Consider the following 20,634-nt stretch of genomic DNA (forward strand, 5'->3'; position numbering starts at 1 on the left):
TCACACCCGTTCCCATACCGAACACGGAAGTTAAGCTCTTTAGCGCCGATGGTAGTTGGGGGCTTCCCCCTGTGAGAGTAGGACGTCGCTAGGCAATGTAAACAGTCAGCTGTGTGCTGGCTGTTTTTTTATTTTTACGAAAAACCTTAATAATTTATCAATAATTCCACAAAACTTGCTTAAAATAAGACAGAGCTTAACTAACATTTATTCTAAATGTAGAAGAAATTAAAAAAGGCTATATTTTCTTCAATATAAAAAAGGAAGAAAAGTCTATTAAAGATGGCACTTATAAAAATCTGAATTGTCTTTCTTTTATAAGTTTCTTGACAGTAGCTTAGCACGTTGTTAATCTTACAATTAATATTCTTTTAACTATAGGAGGACGTTACGAAAATGTGGGAAACTAAATTTGCCAAAGAAGGTTTAACTTTTGATGATGTATTATTAGTACCAGCCCATTCAGAAGTATTACCGAAAGATGTTGATTTATCAGTTCAACTAACACCGAAGATTAAATTAAATATTCCAATGATCAGCGCAGGCATGGATACAGTTACAGAATCTAAAATGGCAATTGCTATGGCACGTCAAGGTGGCATCGGTATTATCCATAAGAACATGTCGCTTGATGAGCAAGCTGAGCAAGTAGAAAAAGTAAAACGTTCTGAAAATGGTGTTATTACAAACCCATTCTTCTTAACTCCGACTCACCAAGTTTTCGATGCTGAGCATTTAATGGGTAAATACCGAATTTCTGGTGTACCAATCGTTGATAGCATGGAAAATCAAAAGCTAGTAGGGATCATTACAAACCGTGACTTACGCTTTATTTCTGACTATTCTTTAAAAATTGAAGATGTTATGACAAAAGAAGATTTAATTACAGCACCTGTTGGAACGACTCTAGAGGATGCTGAAAAGATTCTTCAACAATATAAAATCGAAAAGTTACCAATTGTAGATGAAGAAGGTAAATTAACTGGATTAATTACAATTAAGGATATCGAAAAGGTAATTGAGTTCCCTAAAGCTGCAAAAGACATACATGGTCGTTTATTAGTAGGGGCAGCAGTTGGTGTTTCAAAAGATACGATGATACGTATTGAAAAGCTTGTTGAAGCACAAGTAGACATCGTAGTTATCGATACAGCTCACGGTCATTCTGAGGGTGTATTACAAACAATTCGCTCTATCCGTGAATCTTATCCAGAGCTTGAAATTATCGCTGGTAACGTGGCAACAGCTGAAGGTGCACGCGCATTATTTGAGGCTGGTGCAGATGTAGTGAAAGTTGGTATTGGACCAGGATCTATTTGTACAACTCGTGTCGTAGCTGGTGTAGGTGTACCACAAATTACAGCTGTTTACGATTGTGCAACAGTAGCACGTGAACTTGGGAAAACAATTATTGCTGATGGAGGCATTAAATATTCTGGTGACATCGTAAAGGCTCTTGCAGCGGGTGGTAATGTGGTAATGCTTGGTTCACTTCTTGCAGGTACTTCTGAATCTCCTGGTGAAACTGAAATCTTCCAAGGTCGTCGATTCAAAGTATACCGTGGTATGGGTTCAATTGGGGCTATGGAAAAAGGTTCAAAGGATCGTTATTTCCAAGAGGATGCGAAAAAATTAGTGCCTGAAGGTATTGAAGGTCGTCTTCCTTACAAAGGACCTCTAGCGGATACTATTTATCAATTAATCGGTGGTATTCGTGCAGGTATGGGCTATTGCGGTTCAGCTAACCTTGAGTTCTTACGTGAAAATGCTCAATTTGTTCGAATGACAGGTGCAGGTCTACGTGAATCACATCCACATGATGTACAAATCACAAAAGAATCACCAAACTATTCGATGTAATATATTACTAGCAACTTTTATGCTCTCGAATCGTCTACAAAGATGACACGAGAGCATTTTTTTATGATAGAGAGTGCGCACGGACATTACTATATATGATAAAATGTCGAGGACAAGAATATTTTTTTGGAGGGCTTTAAAGGTGAAAAAGACAATGAACACTGTTATACGCTTACTCCTAATTCCTGTTTTGTTATTTAGTGTTTTAGCAGGTATTCCAGCGAAGGCAAATGCAGAAACAGATTTAGGACTACACGTGGATGCTGCAATTTTAATTGACGCAGATTCAGGAAAAATTTTATATGAACAAAATGCAGATACTTCACTAGGTATTGCGAGTATGACAAAAATGATGACTGAATACCTGTTATTGGACGCAATTGAAGCAGGTACAGTTAAGTGGGATCAGGAATATCATGTAACTGATTATACGTATAAAATGTCTCAAGATCGTGCGTTAAGTAATGTACCATTGCGTAGAGATGGATCTTACACAATTCGTGAATTATATGAGGCGATGGCAATTTACTCTGCAAATGCTGCTACAGTTGCTATAGCAGAAACAATTGCGGGTACTGAAACTGAGTTTTTAAAGCTAATGAATAAAAAAGCAGAAGAGCTTGGTCTTACAGACTATAAATTCGTAAACTCTTCTGGTCTTAACAATGCAAATCTATTTGGTATGCATCCAGCAGGTACTGGACCAAATGATGAAAACGTAATGCCTGCTAAGTCTGTAGCTAAATTAGCATATCATTTACTAAAAGATCATCCAGACGTATTAAAAACATCTAAAATTGCCAAAAAGACGTTCCGTGAAGGTACAGAAGATGCAATTAATATGGAGAACTGGAACTTTATGTTGCCAGGATTAGTGTACAAATATGAAGGCGTTGATGGATTAAAAACAGGAACAACAGACTTTGCGGGACATTGCTTTACAGGTACTGCAGTGCGTAATGGTACACGTTTAATTTCTGTTGTAATGAAGGCTGTAGATGCAAACGGAGAAGGCTCATATAAAGCTCGCTTTGATGAAACAGCTAAATTATTTAACTATGGCTTCTCACAATTCTCGAAACAAGAAATTATCCCAGCGAACTATAAGTTTAAAGATCAAGAAACAGTAAAAGTTACGAAAGGTAAAGAAAAGAATGTAGCAATTGCTGTTAAAGAACCAGTTTCATTTATGATCAAGTCATCTGAAAAAGACTTATATAAACCTAAACTAGTATTAGATAAAAAGAGTCTTGAAGCAGGGGTTAAGAAGGATACAGTTGTCGGAAAGGTAGTTATTGAGCGCTCAGAGGGCACAGATCACGGTTTTATTGACGGTAAGGGTCTTAAGGCTGATGTTGTCACAACAGAGGCTGTGGAGCGTGCTAGTGGTATCTCATTATTCTTCCAAGGTATTGGTAGCTTCTTCGGAAACTTATGGGGCAGCATTACTGACTTTGTCGGTGGCTTATTTTAATAATTAATCTAAAGAACACGTAGATGTTTTCAAACATCTCGTGTTCTTTTTCACGTTTTTACACTTTACTGCATACGCTATTAGGCGAAAGGATGTGGCTAAATGTGTGGCATTACAGGATGGGCTAGCTTTCAAAAGGATTTAAGAACAAGTAATGAAATTCTAAAGTTAATGACGCAAACATTAAATAAACGAGGGCCTGATGATGAGAATATATGGTGTAGTGAGCATATTGCATTTGGCCATCGTCGGTTAGCTGTCATAGATTTAATCGGTGGAAAGCAACCGATGAAAAAAGTACATGATGGTGCAAACTATGTCATTACATATAATGGCGAACTTTATAATACAGAAGAGTTAAGGAAAGAGCTTCAAAATCGAGGGCATGTTTTTACAACGCATTCAGATACGGAAGTATTATTAACTGCTTATATTGAATGGAAAGAGCAGTGTGTTGATTTTTTAAATGGAATTTTCGCTTTTGGTATATGGGATGAACAATCACAATCTCTTTTTTTATGTCGAGATCGACTAGGTGTAAAACCTTTGTTTTACACAGAACAACAAGACGGCCTGCTTTTTGCATCCGAGGTGAAAGCATTATTAGCTCATCCATTGATTAAAACAACCGTTAATACGGAAGGGCTAGCAAATATGATGGCTGTAGGGCCATCTAGAATGCCCGGAAAATCACTTTTCCAAAATATTAGTGAGCTACGTCCAGGATATGCAATGCGTTTCTCTAGAGAGGGTATACGAGTTTGGCAGTATTGGCAGTTACAAAGTAAAAGACATGAAGAGTCATTAGAGGAAACGATCGAACATGTCCGTTTTTTGCTAACGGATGCTATTGAACGACAGCTTGTTTCAGACGTACCGATTTGTACATTTCTTTCAGGCGGATTAGATTCCAGCATTATTACTGGAATTGCAGCAAACAGGTTTCATGAACAAAACAAAGGCATGCTCCATACGTATTCTATAGATTATGAGGATAATGAACGCTTCTTTAATCCACATGCTTTTCAAACATCAACAGACACGTATTGGATTCAAAAAATGACAGATACCTTTAGTACAACACATCATGCTGAGGAAATTTCTCAGCAGCAATTAATCGATTGGTTGGTAGATTCAGTCGTTGTTAGAGATTCACCAGGGATGGCAGATGTAGATTCATCGTTACTATGGTTTTGTCGAGAAATAAAAAAAGACTTTACCGTTGCACTATCCGGTGAATGTGCAGATGAAATTTTCGGCGGCTATCCATGGTTTACAGAAAAGACAACAGGCTTTCCTTGGATTCGTTCACTGTCTGAAAGATCAACAATGTTACAAGAGCGGTGGCGTAAGAAATTAAAAGTTGAATCATTTGCACAACAAGCATATTCGCAAACAATTGCCGAAGTACCATATCTTGATGGAGAGAGTATTGAGGCAGTAAGGCAACGTGAAATGTTTTATTTGAATACGGTATGGTTTATGCAAACATTGTTGGAACGAAAAGACCGTATGAGCATGGGGGCGAGTCTTGAAGTTCGTGTTCCGTTTGCAGATCATCGACTTGTTGAATATGCATGGAATATTCCTTGGGAAATGAAAAATTTAGGAGGTATAGAAAAGGGTTTGCTTCGTAAGGCAATGCAACATTTATTGCCAGAAGAAGTTTTATATCGGAAAAAGAATCCGTACCCTAAAACATACCATCCAGTTTATACAGCAGGTATTCAAAAATGGCTAAGAGAAATAATGGAGGATAAAAATTCAATTCTTCATGAATTGTTTGAGCGACAGAAGCTAATAGGGCTAATTGAATCTGGTGGCAGTTCTTTCAAAGTTCCTTGGTATGGACAATTAATGGCAGGTCCACAGCTTTTGGCTTATCTTGGCCAAATCCATACATGGTTTAAGCTATATAATATTCAACTAATTGAATCGTAATATAACGGAAACACCGATCAACCTTTTAAGGTAAGGTTGATCGGTGTTTTTTCTGTACGTCCCAACAACTCATTAGCTTTTCAATAGAAGGTTCAATTTCATGTACAGGTATGCCTCCAAAACCTAGTAAAAATTGAGCTTGCGATGGTGTAGAGTGATCTAGGCGATAATCAGATAGTGGATAGATTTTGATTTCCGCATTGGATGCGAGCTGCTGTAAATGCTTTTCGGACAAAGTATGCTGTACATCTAGTAAAATATGCATTCCTGCTTGCTCACCGGTAATATTAATTTGATTAGAATAGTTTTCTAAAATAGAAGTAAGTTTTTCATGCTTTTTTCGATAAACCTTCCTCATACGATTTAAATGCTTTGCAAAATGGCCATCACGCATAAAATTAGCTACGATATGTTGATCAAAACGGGGTACCGTTGATGAATAGTAATTAAACACATCATTATAAGTAGCAAGTAATTTTGATGGAAGTACAAAATAAGCAACACGCAAGGACGGCATTAATGATTTTGTAAATGTACTCATATAAATGACTTTATCATTTCGATCTAATGCATGAAGTGCAGGAATTGGCTTTCCAGTATAACGAAATTCGGAATCGTAATCATCTTCAATAATGTATCGAGAGGAGCTTTGTGCGGCCCAATTTAAAGCCTGTGCACGTCTTGTAGCCGATAATACTGCTCCTGTAGGGAATTGGTGTGATGGCGTAATATAGACAACGTCAGCGCTAGTTTTTTCGAGCTCATGAATGACAATTCCTTCATCATCGACCGCAATTGGATAGACTTTTCGTTTATGCTGGGAAAACATACGATGCACAGCTGGATATCCAGGGTTTTCAAGCGCAAAGCAAGTATCGTCACCAAAGAGGCGCAATATCATTGGTAGAAGCTGTTCAGTTCCTGAGCCGATGACAATTTGCTCGGGACTACAAACAACCCCGCGTGATTGAAATAAATAATTAGCAATCTCCGTTCGTAAAGATAGTTCTCCTTGAGGCTCACCTGTTAATAATAATTCCTTTGAGGCATCATCAAAGAGCTCTTTCGCATATTTCCGCCATGTTTGAAATGGAAAGGCATCAATATCGATAGAACCAGGATTAAAATCTATCTTGTAAGATTTTTTCTTAGGTTGCTCGTGTAAAGAAACTATTGTGTCCTGCTGAATATATGGAAGCTCGTCAATTTCCTCTACAAAATAACCGACACGAGATTTAGACATAATATAGCCTTCTGCAAGTAGCTGTGCATATGCAATTTCAATAGTTGTTTGAGAAATATTCAAAAAATCGGCTAATTTTCTTTTTGATGGTAATTTTTCTCCTACTGCAATTTTCTTTGAAATTATAGCTTCCTTAATGCCGCTATAAAGCTGGTCATAGAGCGGTTTTTCACCATTTTTTTCTAGTTGGAATAATAACATATCCATGTTCATTCACCCTCCTGACCTTATGGTTATTTTGTAAACTGGATATTTTTATATGGTCAATTTCGATTATACTAAATTTCATCATAAAGGTGGAGGTTAGAAATCATGAGACAAACAGGTACAGAATTAGTTAAGCGCGGGATGGCGGAAATGCAAAAGGGTGGCGTCATTATGGATGTTATTAATGCAGAGCAGGCGAAAATTGCGGAAGCGGCAGGAGCTGTAGCTGTCATGGCATTAGAACGAGTACCATCAGACATTCGCAAGGCGGGTGGTGTTGCACGTATGGCTGATCCTCGTATTGTCGAGGAGGTAGTGGGGGCAGTATCTATTCCTGTAATGGCTAAAGCGCGTATTGGACATATTGTAGAAGCAAGAGTGTTAGAAGCAATGGGTGTTGATTATATTGATGAAAGTGAAGTATTAACGCCAGCAGATGAAGAGTTTCATTTATTAAAAAGTGACTACACAGTGCCCTTTGTTTGTGGGTGTCGTGATTTAGGTGAAGCTGCTCGACGCATTGGTGAGGGAGCTTCTATGCTACGAACTAAAGGGGAACCAGGGACAGGTAATATTGTTGAGGCAGTTCGCCATATTCGAAAAGTGAATGCGCAAGTACGTAAGGTAGTTGGTATGACAGAGGACGAATTAATGACAGAGGCTAAATTGCTTGGTGCTCCTTTTGAATTATTAAGAGAAATTAAGCGTCTTGGACGTTTACCAGTAGTAAATTTTGCAGCAGGTGGAGTTGCTACGCCAGCAGATGCAGCATTAATGATGGAGCTTGGAGCTGACGGTGTATTTGTTGGTTCTGGTATTTTTAAATCAGAAAACCCAGAGAAATTTGCTCGTGCAATTGTTGAAGCTACTACGCATTATAAGGACTACAAGCTAATTGCTGAAATTTCAAAAGAGTTAGGTGTTCCGATGAAAGGCATCGATATTGCACAGCTTAGTCAAAATGAGCGTATGCAAGAGCGAGGCTGGTAAAATGAAGCGAATCGGTGTTTTAGCATTACAGGGCGCGGTGCGAGAGCATGTGCAAACGTTAGAGTCTCTCGGATGCGAAGCGGTCTTAGTAAAACAAAGAAGTGATTTAGAGAAGCTTGATGGACTTGTCTTGCCTGGTGGAGAAAGCACAACGATGCGCAAATTGCTGGATCGATACGAGTTATTAGAGCCAATTCGCACACTTGCAAAGCAAGGTTTACCGATGTTTGGAACATGTGCAGGATTGATTTTATTAGCAAGGGACTTAGTGGATTATGAATCACATTTAGCAGTAATGGACGTGGTAGTTGCACGGAATTCTTATGGACGTCAAGTAGATAGCTTTGAAGTGAAGCTCGACATACCTGAAATAGGTCCTGCCATTCCGGCTGTCTTTATACGCGCGCCACATATTGTTTCTGTAGGTGAAGGTGTTGAAGTATTAGCGGAGCATGATGGGAAAATCGTTTTAGCAAAAGACGGTCATTTATTAGGTTGTTCCTTCCATCCTGAATTAACGGAAGATACACGTATTCTTGAATATTTTGTATCTTTTATGGTATGACTTGCAAAATCCCATCTCATATAGTACAGTATGGATAAAATTTAAATAACTTAACACGATGATGGGAAGTAGTAACAAGCACGTTTTTTTTAGAGAGTCAGCGGGTGGTGGAAGCTGATAAAAGCACTTGTGAATCCGTCCTGGAGTTGCGCAGTCGAAGTGAATGAAGTAGGCTGTCGCCGGCTGAAATGCCGTTATGAAATAAGTGGATTAGACAAAGTACACAGTGTCTAGTCAATTAGGGTGGCAACGCGGGTAGCTCTCGTCCCTTTTGGGGATGAGGGCTTTTTTGTGTTTCCACTAACTATTTTCCCATCATTAATAATCTACTGGAGGTATGACGATGTTAGATATTAAACGCGTGCGCGACAATTTCGCGGAAATTAAAGAAATGCTATTAACACGTAATGAGGATTTAGGAAACTTAGACGATTTTGAACAATTAGATGCAAAGCGTCGTGAATTAATTGCAAAAACAGAAGAGCTTAAAGCTGAGCGCAATAAAGTATCTGAGCAAATTTCTATTATGAAGCGTAATAAAGAAAATGCGGATGAAGTTATTGCACGTATGCGTCAGGTTGGCGATGAAATTAAAGAGCTAGATGTCCAATTAAATGATGTAGAAGACCGCTTTAAAGATATGATGATGCGTTTACCAAATGTTCCACATGAATCTGTACCAGTTGGCACAACAGAGGATGATAATGTAGAGGAATATACTTGGGGTGAGGTACCAACATTTGATTTTGACATTAAAGCACACTGGGATATCGCTACGGACTTACAAATTGTAGACTTTGAACGTGGTGCAAAAGTGACTGGTAGTCGTTTCTTGTTCTATCGTGGTCTTGGCGCTCGTTTAGAACGCGCATTAATGACGTTTATGATGGACTTACATGCAGAAGAGCATGGCTATGAAGAAATGCTACCACCTGTAATTGTTAATCGCGATAGCTTAACAGGTACAGGACAACTACCTAAATTTGAAGAAGATGTCTTTAAATTAGTTGATACAGATTACTTCATGATTCCAACAGCAGAAGTACCTGTGACAAACTTCTACCGTGATGAAATTTTACCGGTTGAAGCTTTACCACAAGGCTTTGCAGCATATAGTGCTTGCTTCCGTTCAGAGGCAGGATCTGCGGGCCGCGATACACGTGGTTTAATTCGTCAACATCAATTCAACAAAGTAGAATTAGTACGCTTTGTTAAACCAGAGGAATCTTATGAACAGTTAGAACTATTAACAGGTCATGCTGAAAAAGTACTGCAATTATTAGGATTACCATACCGCAAACTAAAAATGTGTACAGCTGATTTAGGCTTTACTGCAGCGAAAAAGTACGATTTAGAAGTTTGGATTCCAGCACAAAATATGTACCGTGAAATCTCTTCATGCTCTAACTTTGAAGATTTCCAAGCACGTCGAGCAAATATTCGCTTCCGTCGTGAGCCAAATGCAAAACCGGAGTATGTACACACATTAAACGGCTCAGGTCTTGCAATCGGCCGTACAGTAGCAGCAATATTAGAAAACTATCAACAAGCGGATGGAAGTGTAGTGATTCCTGAAGTATTAAGACCATATATGGGCGGAAAAGAAGTAATCGCTCCAAAGTAATCGGAGTCGAAAAATGAAAAAACTACTGTTGAAATTTCAACAGTAGTTTTTCTTTTTAACCAATAGCGTGAATTTTTTATTAAAACTCTTCATTTTCAACAATTAAAGCTTGTCGAGCCTTTTTCTCGGCCTTTTTTCGTTCACGTAAAGCTCGGAAAAAATCGGTTAAGATTTGTCCGCATTCCTCAGCTGAAATTCCTTCTGTTACTTCACATTCATGGTTAAAGCGTGCATCGTTTAATAAACGATAAAGTGAATCTACACAGCCAGCTTTTATATCTCTTGCACCATATACAACACGTGGCACACGAGATTGTAAAATGGCACCTGCACACATAGGGCAAGGTTCAAGCGTCACATAGAGTGTTGTTTTTTCAAGACGCCAGCTACCTATTTTTTTACAAGCTTCTTGAATAACCATTAGTTCAGCGTGCGTCGTCGCGTTTTGTGTTGTTTCTCGTAAATTATGAGCACGTGCAATAATCTCTCCATCGTAGACAAGCACGGCTCCTATCGGCACTTCTCCAAGTAAAGCTGCTTTCTTAGCTTCTTCCAGTGCACTGTTCATAAACAATCGGTCTGTTTCAAAAATATCCACTATGATCTCTCCTTATCATTTAGTGTATCTTGCTTAATTGACAATTGCTACTGTCAAATAAGTCTCGGCAACATCGCCTCCGTATTATGTAAGAAGTTAAAACGTTGACATATTTAAAATAACCATCTATATTTATATATGAACACATGCTCATATATAAATATAAAAGTTAGGGGTAAGCTAAATGGACGAAAAACTACAAAATACAGAGGTTCATAATAACAAAGAACAACATTTAGACGAAGAGACATTATTCGTCGTGTCTCAAACATTTAAAGCTTTAAGTGATCCGACAAGAATTCGCATTTTGAATTTATTATGTACGGATGAGCATTCAGTCAACGACATCGCTGAAATTTTAGATTTAGGCCAATCAACAGTTTCACATCAGTTACGTTTTTTGAAAAATTTACGGTTAGTGAAATATAGAAGGGAAGGAACAACCTTATATTATTCAAAAGATGATGACCACATTATGAATTTGTTAATGCAAGCTATTGAGCATGCTACACATAACTAGAACTAATGGAGGGATGAGAAATGGGACATAATCATGATCACAGCCATGACCATACACATGGCGCAAATAAAAAGGTGTTAATCTTATCATTTATTATTATTACGAGTTATATGGTTGTTGAAGCGATTGGTGGCTATTTAACAAATAGTTTGGCTCTTTTATCCGATGCAGGACATATGTTAAGTGATTCAATTTCATTAGCAATAGCTTTACTTGCTTTTATATTTGGAGAAAAGGCTGCGAGCTATAGTAAAACATACGGTTATAAACGATTTGAAATTTTAGCAGCGGTATTAAATGGTGTGACTTTAATTTTGATTGCTTTATTTATTTTCTATGAGGCAATAGAACGTTTTGCCAATCCGCCAGAAGTAGCAACAACAGGCATGCTAATTATTAGTACAATCGGTCTTTTGATAAATATTTTAGTAGCATGGATTATGATGCGTGGCAGTGATACAAAAGATAATTTAAATATGCGTGGAGCTTATTTACACGTATTAAGTGATATGCTTGGATCTGTAGGGGCCATCGTTGCCGCACTGTTAATAATGTTTTTTGGCTGGGGCTGGGCGGATCCACTTGCGAGTGTTATTGTTGCAGCATTAGTATTAAGAAGCGGCTACTATGTAACGAAGGCTGCTGTCCATGTTCTTATGGAAGGCACACCTTCAAACGTTGACGTTGAAGAGATTGTAAAAACTATTGTACAAACAAATGGCGTTCATAGCATTCATGATTTACACATTTGGACAATAACAAGTGGAACAAATGCACTTTCTTGTCATGCCGTTGTCGATGATCAGCTAAAAATTGTGGATGGTGAGCATATATTACGGGAAATTGAACATAATCTTGAGCATAAGGGCATAAAGCATGTAACGATTCAATTGGAAACAGTAGCGCATAAGCATAACCAATCAATTTTATGTACAATAAAAACTGAGCAGTCGAATCACCATCATCATTAATAAAAATATTTAGTTCTTTTTACACTTTGCATACCCTTCTCGGGTATAGTATAATGAGTGTGAGTAGGAGGTGTGTTGTATGGAGGATATAGTGAAAGAGGATGTTTGTCATACAGAGGAAGGTATGTCGTGTCGAAAAAGCCATCATCCTGAACGCGTAAAAAAAGATTTAACGACTCGTTTAAATCGAATCGAAGGTCAAATCAGAGGCATTAAAGGGATGATTGACAAAGATGTTTACTGCGATGATATTATTACGCAACTGTCTGCCACACAGTCTGCTTTAAATAGTGTAGCAAAAATATTGTTAGAAGGTCATTTAAAGGGATGTGTAGTAGATCGTCTATCAGAAGGTGATGAAGAAGTGTTAGACGAATTAGTAGTGACTATCCAAAAATTAATGAAGAAGTAGTAAAATTTTTAATAAATATATACCCCTATATAGTATATAAAATAAAAGGAGAGATATTTTATGCAAAATGTAACATTAAACGTACAAGGAATGTCATGTGGACATTGTGTAAACTCAGTGGAAAAAAGTGTTGGGGCTTTAGCAGGCGTTGAACAAGTAAAAGTAAACTTAGCTGATGGTTTAGTAGATGTAGCATTTGATGAAACACAAGTATCTCTAGATCAAATTAAAGAAACAATCGACGATCAAGGCTATGATGTTAAATAATATAAATAGGGTGCTCAAGTAGCACTCTATTATTTTCAATTACACATACCCCCTGTTGGTATGTAGGGAGGAGAAATGATTATGAGTTCAGAAATAAAGGAAGCGAATTTGCAAATTACAGGTATGACATGTGCAGCCTGTGCAACTCGTATAGAAAAAGGTTTAAATAAAATGGATGGTGTAGAACAAGCGACGGTTAATTTAGCTCTTGAAAAATCGTCCATTAAATATGATCCGACAAAACTAAATGAAGAAGACTTTGAAAAGAAAATTGAAGCACTTGGTTATGGTGTCGTTAAACAAAAAACTGAATTCAATATTACAGGTATGACATGTGCGGCCTGTGCAACACGGATAGAAAAGGGTTTAAATAAACTAGCAGGTGTATCCTCTGCGAACGTAAACTTAGCGCTCGAAAAAGCAACTATAGAGTTTAACCCATCTGAGGTGACGATTGCAGATATGATTGCGAAGGTTGAAAAATTAGGATATGAAGCGCATCAAAAAGCAGATGAGCAAGAGACAGTAGATCATCGAGAACAGGCCATTAAGCAACAGCAACAAAAATTTATTTTCTCGGCCATTCTTTCATTACCACTACTTTGGACGATGGTAGGACACTTTTCATTTACATCATTTTTATATGTTCCTGAATTTCTAATGAATCCGTGGGTACAAATGGTGTTGGCTACTCCCGTTCAATTTATCATTGGGAAGCAATTTTATGTTGGGGCATACAAAGCTTTACGCAATGGTAGTGCCAATATGGATGTGCTTGTAGTGATGGGTACCTCTGCAGCGTATTTTTATAGTTTATACCAAGCCATTATTACTACGGGGTCACATCATGCCCCTCATCTATATTTTGAAACGAGTGCCGTATTAATTACTTTAATTTTATTAGGTAAATTATTTGAGGCAAAAGCGAAGGGCCGCTCTTCTGAAGCGATCAAAAAGTTAATGGGCCTTCAGGCAAAAACGGCCATCGTTGTTCGTGACGGTGTAGAAAAAGAAGTATCATTAGAAGAAGTAGTCATTGGCGACATTATTTTAGTGAAACCTGGTGAAAAAATCCCTGTCGATGGTGAAGTGTTAGAAGGAACAACAGCTGTTGATGAATCGATGTTAACGGGAGAGAGTTTACCTGTTGATAAAAAGCAAGGCGATTTATTATTCGGTTCCACTATTAATAAAAATGGTTTTATTAAAATGACGGCAACTAAAGTTGGGCGCGATACGGCCTTAGCTCAAATTATTAAAGTTGTAGAAGATGCACAAGGCTCAAAAGCGCCGATCCAACGCTTAGCAGACCAAATTTCAGGTATTTTTGTACCAATCGTTGTTGGTATTGCGATTGTAGCGTTTCTAATCTGGATTATTTGGGTGCGACCAGGTGAATTTACACCTGCACTAGAAGTATTAATCGCAGTTCTTGTTATCGCTTGTCCATGTGCGCTTGGATTAGCGACGCCAACATCGATTATGGCGGGCTCTGGCCGTGCGGCGGAATTTGGTATTTTATTTAAAGGTGGAGAGCATTTAGAGCAAACACAAAGCATCGATACAGTAGTTGTTGATAAAACAGGTACAGTGACACATGGTAAACCTGTATTAACGGATGTTGTATTAGCGACGAATCAAGACGAGGCACATTTTTTATCGTTAATTGGTGCAGCAGAGAAGCAATCCGAGCATCCGTTAGCAGAAGCAATTGTTCAAGGAATTACTGATCGTGGAATCGACCTAGGAGATGTTCAATTTTTTGAAGCAATACCAGGTTACGGTGTGCAAGCGACTGTATCTGGTCAAGGAGTTGTTATCGGTACTCGTAAATTGATGCAACAATACGGTATTCATATTGATGATATTTTACCAACAATGGAGCAATTAGAGGAAAACGGTAAAACTGCTATGTTAGCTGCGATTAACGGTCAATATGCTGGCCTAGTAGCAGTTGCTGATACAGTAAAAGATACTTCAAAAGAAGCGGTTAGTCGTTTACAAGAAATGGGTATTACTGTCATTATGATGACTGGTGATAATGAACGCACAGCACAAGCAATCGGAGCAGAAGTTGGTGTGAATCATGTGATTGCTGAAGTTCTTCCGGAAGGCAAAGCAGATGAAGTGAAAAAACTGCAAGCTCAAGGTAAAAAAGTGGCGATGGTTGGGGATGGTATTAATGATGCGCCGGCACTTGCGACAGCTAATATTGGGATGGCAATCGGTACCGGTACTGACGTAGCTATGGAAGCAGCGGATATTACACTAATTCGTGGTGATTTAAACAGTATCGCGGATGCTATCATAATGAGTCGTAAAACAATGCGCAACATTAAACAAAACTTATTCTGGGCATTTGCTTACAATACATTAGGTATTCCAATTGCCGCAATCGGTTTACTAGCTCCTTGGGTAGCAGGTGCAGCGATGGCGTTTAGTTCAGTATCTGTTGTATTAAATGCACTGCGTTTACAGCGAGTTAAATTATAAGGTTAAAAATAGATCCACTATGGTGGGTCTATTTTTTTGTCACCTATTTTATAGAGAAATAGTTTGATTCTGTCTTTCATTTTCTCACTATGATACAATGAAAAGCACTGATTATAAAAAAACCTCGAAGACGAGGTAATTGATGATAGAATCCATAGAACATAAAGGAGGAGCTTCTGGTGACGGTTCCATTTGTTACGGTAGAAGGTCCGATTGGTGTTGGTAAAACCTCTTTATCGAAAGAGATTGCGGCGGCATTTAATTACCATCTATTAAAAGAAATAGTAGACGAAAACCCTTTTCTAAATAAGTTTTATGAAAACATTGAGGAATGGAGCTTCCAAACGGAAATGTTCTTCCTATGTAATCGCTATAAACAATTATCGGATATAAAAAGTTTCCGTTCAACGCATGATAAACCTGTTGTAGCGGATTACCATATTTTTAAAAATTTAATATTTGCAAAGCGTACATTGGCATCAACTGAGTATGATAAATACGAGGAAATCTATAAAATATTAACGAAAGATATGCCTGTACCTAATGTAGTTGTTTATTTACATGCCAGTGTTGATACGTTGATGAAACGTATTGCGATGCGTGGTCGTGAATTTGAAAAAATGATTTCGCGAGATTACATGGAGCAACTGGTGGCAGATTATCATTCTTTTATCGAGCATTTTGAGAAAATGCATCCTGAAATTCCTATTATTCGATTTAATGGTGATCAGCTTGATTTCGTAAAAAATCCAAATGATTTGACATATGTTTTACAAACAATAAAGGACACGTTACAACAAAGGAGTTTGCAACAATGAATTTGAGAGAGAAATACGATATTCCACCACAAACGGTCATTACAATCGCTGGTACGGTTGGTGTAGGAAAATCAACGATGACAAAAGCGTTGGCAGAGGCGCTAAATTTTCGTACGTCTTTTGAAAAGGTGGATACGAATCCATATTTAGATAAATTTTATGAGGACTTTGAAAAATGGAGCTTCCATTTACAAGTGTATTTTTTAGCTGAGCGTTTTAAGGAGCAGAAGCGAATCTTTGAATATGGCGGCGGGTTTATTCAAGATCGCTCAATCTACGAAGATACAGGGATTTTTGCGAAGATGCACTATGACAAAGGTACAATGAGCCCAACAGATTATGAGACGTATACAAATTTATTTGATGCGATGGTGATGACACCGTACTTCCCTCATCCAGATTTACTTGTTTATCTAGAGGGGCCAATTGATGATGTAATTGGTCGTATTCAAGAGCGTGGACGTTCGATGGAACAACAAACACCGCATGATTACTGGATTGAAATGCATGATCGCTATGAGAAATGGGTCAATAATTTTAATTCATGCCCGGTTCTACGTTTAGATATTAATGATTATGATTTATTAAAAAATCCTGAAGCAATTGAATCAATTGTGAGCCGCATCAGTCATATGTTAAAACAAACAAGTCATTTACGTAAATAAAAGGTTTGAACTGAAGGTTATATTTCTAAAACAATAGGAAGATAAATTTTTGCTCTGGCCGAAAGCGGAGCGGCAGGCACAAACAAGTCATTTACGTAAATAAGAAATAAACTGTGCTTAAAAATGTAACATATAGTAAGGGAAGCTTTGCGTTCTGGCCGAAAGCGATGCGCCGGGCAGAAACAGCAATTGAATAAAATAAATGATTAAAAGACGTGAGACAATATGTAGCTATTGTGTCACGTCTTTTGGGTAGGAGGGATTGTTATAAGAATAGCAGTGTATTGTGGTTCAGGCTTAGGCATAAATCCAATTTATGCAGAGAAGGCAGCCGAATTAGGGACTGTATTAGCTCAAAATGGTCATGGTGTCGTTTATGGTGGTTCGAAAACAGGACTGATGGGGAAAGTAGCAGATGCAGTATTAGAAGCTGGCGGAGAGGTTATTGGCGTGATGCCAACTCATTTGCAGAAGCGGGAATTAGCACATGCCTCGTTAACAGAGATTCATTTTGTGGAGTCTATGCATGTACGTAAAGCCAAAATGGTAGAGTTAGCAGATGCTTTTATAGCTTTACCAGGTGGTGGTGGGACAATGGATGAATATTTTGAGGTGTTTACGTGGGCACAAATAGGATTACATGAAAAGCCTGTAATCCTATATAATGTAAATAGCTTTTATGATGCGATTTTACAACACTTTCAGAAAATGCTTGAGGAAGGTTTTATACGAACAGAACAACAGCCACTTATTCGTGTAGCTACTACATCGGAGGAAGTACTAAGTTTATTAAAAAAACATGGGTAATATATGCCCATGTTTTTTCTGCAATAAATAATCTGTATAAATATTTTTGTTAGGCTCATTACTATAAAAATTTTAGTTCGCTAATACAATGAAAGAGGTGTAGGTTATGCAGGCAATAGATACAAATGTTACCGATGATCAAGTAGTGTTGGCAATTGAACGAAATATAGCCATTATCCGTTTTGATATGGACCATAAAGTTGCCTATGTAAATGAGCTTTTTGCTAAAACATTAGGCTATAAAGTTGAAGAAATGATCGGAAAAGATCATAAGGATTTTTGTTTGCCGGAATTTGCAAATAGTATAGAATACGGAAAGTTTTGGCGAAACTTAGCTGCTGGTAATAGCTATCAGGATAAAATCGAAAGAATGGATGCAAGAGGTAATAGAATTTGGCTTGAGGCTACTTATATGCCTGTCTTTGCTAATAACTCAAGAAGGGTGATTGGCGTATCGAAAATTGCAACAAATATTACTGAACGTCAAAATGAAATTGTCAGTGTAGCTGATACATTAAAGGTCATGTCTAAAGAGCTTCATAGCCGTTCGGAGGCTGGTATTCAAAATAGCGAGGATTTACTGGAAACAGTAAAAGAGGTTTCACAAGAGTCTGCCGATAATGTGAGAAATCTTGCGCAGCTACAGAAGCAAGCTGAATCTATTAAAGGAATTGTGAAAACCATTCAAGAAATTGCTTCTCAGACAAACTTACTTGCACTAAATGCAGCTATTGAAGCAGCAAGAGCAGGTGAGTATGGAAGAGGCTTTGATGTAGTAGCAAAAGAGGTTAGAAAACTTTCTGTAAGGGTGGAGCAATCTATTTCAGAAGTAAAAGATAATGTTGAGGGCATTGAGCGAGAGATTGGACAAGTTACTGAGAGTATCACGCGTATAGCCGAAAAAGTTGAAAAAACAAATGGTCAAATTAATGTAACAACGAAAGATTTTGCTGAAATCACTACTGCTGCAGAGGCATTAGACGAGCAATCGAGGCATTTTACCAAAATAATTTAACTTCTTTCAACAAATGTCTTTTGTAAAATAAATACCCCCTCAAATATTTTATTTACATAATTTTCTGATATATATATTGAAATAGTGGATGAGTTTTATTTACAATAATTGTGTAAGCTTTCATAAATCATAATAGGGGTGTTATGGATGACAAAGGTGGAAGTAAGTTTTAAGCATTTGCCAACGACTGCTGTTTCAGATGCGACAGGAGGACATACAAATTTACGGAGTGATATAAAACCGTTAGCAGATCATTATAAAATTGCTGGCCGTGCGGTAACAGTGCGTTTACCAGATGGCGAAAATGGTGCAGTATTGGAAGCAATCCGAGCTGCTAAAGAGGGAGATATTTTAGTAATCGATGCTAAAGGGAATACCAATCGTGCAGTTGCCGGTGATTTTGTTCTTTCATTGGCGAGGGGGATTGGTATACAGGGCCTTGTTGTTGATGGTGTTATTCGTGATATTGCAGCAATTCGCGAGCTAGACTTTCCTGTGTTTTCACTTGGCACAACGGTAGCAGCTGGCTATAAAAACGGTGGTGGGGAAGTAAATGTTCCTATTGCTATTGGGGGTGTTTCTGTTCGTCCTGGTGATTATATTATTGGGGATGTGGACGGTGTCGTTGTCGTACCACAGGAAGATGCAGAGCGTATTATTGCAGCTGCTGAGGTAAAGATTGAAAAAGATGAAATACGTGCACAAGAGGCGCATACAAATGGAAAAGAATCTATTATTGCTTATTTAGATAAAGTTCTAACAAAATAAAAAAAAACTCACGATGCCATCCGTACATCGTGAGATTTTTTTTGATCTTTATGCTAAATTTTCATTTTCTTTAAAGTAATTTTTCATTTTGTCTGTATCGAAACGGCCTTCCCATTTCGCCATTACTAATGACGCAAGTGAGTTACCAATTACGTTAACGACTGTACGTCCCATATCAAGAATACGGTCGATACCTGCGATGAATGCTAAACCTTCAACTGGAATGCCGACAGTACCTAGAGTTGCTAGAAGTACAACGAAGGATACCCCTGGAACACCTGCAATCCCTTTAGATGTAACCATTAATACAAGCATTAACGTAATTTGCTCACCAATGCTTAGGTTAATACCGTACATTTGAGCGATAAATAATGCAGCAATAGCTTGGTACAATGTGGAACCATCTAAGTTAAAGGAGTAACCGGTTGGAATAACAAAGGATACGATATCCTTTGGAGCACCTAGTTTTTCCATTTTCATCATAACTCGTGGTAACACAGCCTCAGAACTTGCCGTTGAGAACGCTAAAATTAGCTCATCTTTTAGTACCTTAATTAAGAAGAAAATATTGATACCAGTGAATTTTGCCACAAGACCAAGAACGACAAAGATAAAGAATAGCATTGTTGCATAAACAAGTATAGCAAGTTTGCCAAGTGGTATTAGTGAAGCGAATCCATATTTGGAAACGGTTACACCAATTAAACCAAATACCCCAAGTGGAGCGAATTTCATTACGAGGTTCGTTACCCAGAACATAGCATCTGCGACCCCTTGGAAGAAGTCTAATACTGGTTTACCTCGATCGCCAACGGCAGCTACCCCTAAACCAAAAATAACTGAGAAGAAGATGATAGCAAGCATGTCGCCTTCACCCATTGACTGAATGATATTTGTCGGTACAATGCCTACAATAATATCAAACGGTCCTTCGTGCTGTACTTCTTCAGTAGTTGCAACGTATTTCGAAATATCTCCTTGAGAAAGTTCGTTCATGTTTAGGCCTGCGCCTGGTTGGAACAAGTTTGCAGATAGTAAACCAACTACAATTGCTACTGTTGTAATAACTTCAAAGTAAATAAGTGATTTACCACCTAATCGTCCAAGCTGTTTCATATCTCCAGTGCCAGCAACACCAACGATTAATGTAGAAATAATAATCGGTACAACGATCATTTTAATTAGATGAAGGAAAATATCACCTAAAGGTTGTAAATATGTTTCAATTTTGGGGTTTCCGTAAAAGATACCGCCAACAATGATCCCTAAAATCAAACCGACTAAAATTTGAGTGGCTAAACTGATTCTAAATTTCTTCTTCAAAACTTTAGTACCCCCTAATATTAAATTTTTAGGACTTGCCTTATTTTAATAATACGGAGGACTTATGGAATCC

General features: G+C 37.9%; 19 protein-coding genes, 1 rRNA gene and 1 other annotated feature. Of the genes, 17 read left to right on the top strand and 3 right to left on the bottom strand.

Annotated features, from left to right (window positions below):
• The 4 genes from rrf to asnB all read left to right on the top strand — a co-directional run.
• A 5S ribosomal RNA gene (rrf, locus tag B1B04_RS24195) occupies positions 1-94 on the top strand; the annotation flags it as partial.
• Between the two features lie 302 nt (positions 95-396).
• Positions 397-1,860: an IMP dehydrogenase gene (gene guaB / locus B1B04_RS24200; protein WP_079564035.1), complete on the top strand. Its 1,464-nt coding sequence runs from the start codon at positions 397-399 to the stop codon at positions 1,858-1,860.
• 142 nt (positions 1,861-2,002) lie between these two features.
• Entirely contained in the window at positions 2,003-3,334 is a 1,332-nt protein-coding gene (locus B1B04_RS24205; RefSeq protein WP_079564038.1) for a D-alanyl-D-alanine carboxypeptidase family protein, read from the top strand.
• 102 nt (positions 3,335-3,436) lie between these two features.
• On the top strand, positions 3,437-5,275 hold the full coding sequence (asnB, locus tag B1B04_RS24210; RefSeq protein ID WP_079564040.1) for an asparagine synthase (glutamine-hydrolyzing): 1,839 nt from the start codon (positions 3,437-3,439) through the stop codon (positions 5,273-5,275).
• A gap of 25 nt (positions 5,276-5,300) precedes the next feature.
• On the opposite strand, the gene pdxR is transcribed toward asnB, so the two are convergent.
• A complete protein-coding gene (gene pdxR / locus B1B04_RS24215; RefSeq protein ID WP_079564042.1) occupies positions 5,301-6,725 on the bottom strand; it encodes a MocR-like pyridoxine biosynthesis transcription factor PdxR in 1,425 nt (474 codons plus the stop codon).
• 105 nt (positions 6,726-6,830) lie between these two features.
• On the opposite strand from pdxR, the gene pdxS reads away from it, so the two are divergent.
• From pdxS to serS, 3 genes are all read left to right on the top strand, one after another.
• On the top strand, positions 6,831-7,715 hold the full coding sequence (gene pdxS / locus B1B04_RS24220; protein WP_079564044.1) for a pyridoxal 5'-phosphate synthase lyase subunit PdxS: 885 nt from the start codon (positions 6,831-6,833) through the stop codon (positions 7,713-7,715).
• Between the two features lies 1 nt (position 7,716).
• Entirely contained in the window at positions 7,717-8,280 is a 564-nt protein-coding gene (gene pdxT / locus B1B04_RS24225) for a pyridoxal 5'-phosphate synthase glutaminase subunit PdxT (RefSeq protein WP_079564046.1), read from the top strand.
• Between the two features lie 49 nt (positions 8,281-8,329).
• Positions 8,330-8,553 (top strand) — a binding site (T-box leader).
• A 70-nt stretch (positions 8,554-8,623) separates the two neighbouring features.
• Positions 8,624-9,904 carry a serine--tRNA ligase gene (gene serS / locus B1B04_RS24230; protein WP_079564048.1) on the top strand — a complete coding sequence of 427 codons (1,281 nt, stop codon included), beginning with the start codon at positions 8,624-8,626 and terminating at the stop codon, positions 9,902-9,904.
• Positions 9,905-9,983: 79 nt separating this feature from the next.
• Here the strand turns inward: serS and tadA are convergent, their stop codons facing one another.
• Positions 9,984-10,502 (bottom strand): tRNA adenosine(34) deaminase TadA, encoded by a 519-nt coding sequence (gene tadA, locus B1B04_RS24235; RefSeq protein ID WP_170939073.1) that lies wholly within the window; start codon positions 10,500-10,502, stop codon positions 9,984-9,986.
• Positions 10,503-10,686: 184 nt separating this feature from the next.
• On the opposite strand from tadA, the gene B1B04_RS24240 reads away from it, so the two are divergent.
• The 10 genes from B1B04_RS24240 to B1B04_RS24285 all read left to right on the top strand — a co-directional run bounded on the left by B1B04_RS24240 (position 10,687) and on the right by B1B04_RS24285 (position 19,238).
• Positions 10,687-11,022, top strand: a complete 336-nt coding sequence (locus B1B04_RS24240; protein ID WP_079564051.1) for an ArsR/SmtB family transcription factor — start codon at positions 10,687-10,689, stop codon at positions 11,020-11,022.
• 20 nt (positions 11,023-11,042) lie between these two features.
• Positions 11,043-11,993 (top strand): cation diffusion facilitator family transporter, encoded by a 951-nt coding sequence (locus B1B04_RS24245; RefSeq protein WP_079564054.1) that lies wholly within the window; start codon positions 11,043-11,045, stop codon positions 11,991-11,993.
• Positions 11,994-12,072: 79 nt separating this feature from the next.
• Positions 12,073-12,405, top strand: coding sequence for a metal-sensing transcriptional repressor (locus B1B04_RS24250; RefSeq protein ID WP_079564056.1), 333 nt, complete (start codon positions 12,073-12,075; stop codon positions 12,403-12,405).
• A 60-nt stretch (positions 12,406-12,465) separates the two neighbouring features.
• Positions 12,466-12,672 (top strand): copper chaperone CopZ, encoded by a 207-nt coding sequence (gene copZ, locus B1B04_RS24255; protein WP_068986807.1) that lies wholly within the window; start codon positions 12,466-12,468, stop codon positions 12,670-12,672.
• 81 nt (positions 12,673-12,753) lie between these two features.
• The gene (locus B1B04_RS24260) at positions 12,754-15,165 is read left to right on the top strand and encodes a heavy metal translocating P-type ATPase (protein ID WP_079564059.1); all 2,412 of its coding nucleotides are present in this window, start codon (positions 12,754-12,756) and stop codon (positions 15,163-15,165) included.
• A 179-nt stretch (positions 15,166-15,344) separates the two neighbouring features.
• Complete coding sequence (locus B1B04_RS24265) at positions 15,345-15,983, top strand: deoxynucleoside kinase (RefSeq protein ID WP_079564062.1); 639 nt, start codon at positions 15,345-15,347, stop codon at positions 15,981-15,983.
• The gene (locus B1B04_RS24270) at positions 15,980-16,648 is read left to right on the top strand and encodes a deoxynucleoside kinase (RefSeq protein WP_079564065.1); all 669 of its coding nucleotides are present in this window, start codon (positions 15,980-15,982) and stop codon (positions 16,646-16,648) included. The genes B1B04_RS24265 and B1B04_RS24270 overlap by 4 nt, the downstream gene beginning before the upstream one ends.
• A 279-nt stretch (positions 16,649-16,927) precedes the next feature.
• Positions 16,928-17,455 (top strand): LOG family protein, encoded by a 528-nt coding sequence (locus B1B04_RS24275; RefSeq protein WP_079564067.1) that lies wholly within the window; start codon positions 16,928-16,930, stop codon positions 17,453-17,455.
• A gap of 106 nt (positions 17,456-17,561) precedes the next feature.
• Complete coding sequence (locus tag B1B04_RS24280; protein WP_079564070.1) at positions 17,562-18,470, top strand: methyl-accepting chemotaxis protein; 909 nt, start codon at positions 17,562-17,564, stop codon at positions 18,468-18,470.
• 147 nt (positions 18,471-18,617) lie between these two features.
• A complete protein-coding gene (locus B1B04_RS24285) occupies positions 18,618-19,238 on the top strand; it encodes an RraA family protein (RefSeq protein WP_079564073.1) in 621 nt (206 codons plus the stop codon).
• Between the two features lie 48 nt (positions 19,239-19,286).
• Here the strand turns inward: B1B04_RS24285 and B1B04_RS24290 are convergent, their stop codons facing one another.
• Positions 19,287-20,561 carry a cation:dicarboxylate symporter family transporter gene (locus B1B04_RS24290; RefSeq protein WP_079564075.1) on the bottom strand — a complete coding sequence of 425 codons (1,275 nt, stop codon included), beginning with the start codon at positions 20,559-20,561 and terminating at the stop codon, positions 19,287-19,289.
• Positions 20,562-20,634: the final 73 nt, after the last annotated feature.

Source organism: Lysinibacillus sp. KCTC 33748, from assembly GCF_002237755.1.
GTDB lineage: Bacteria > Bacillota > Bacilli > Bacillales_A > Planococcaceae > Lysinibacillus.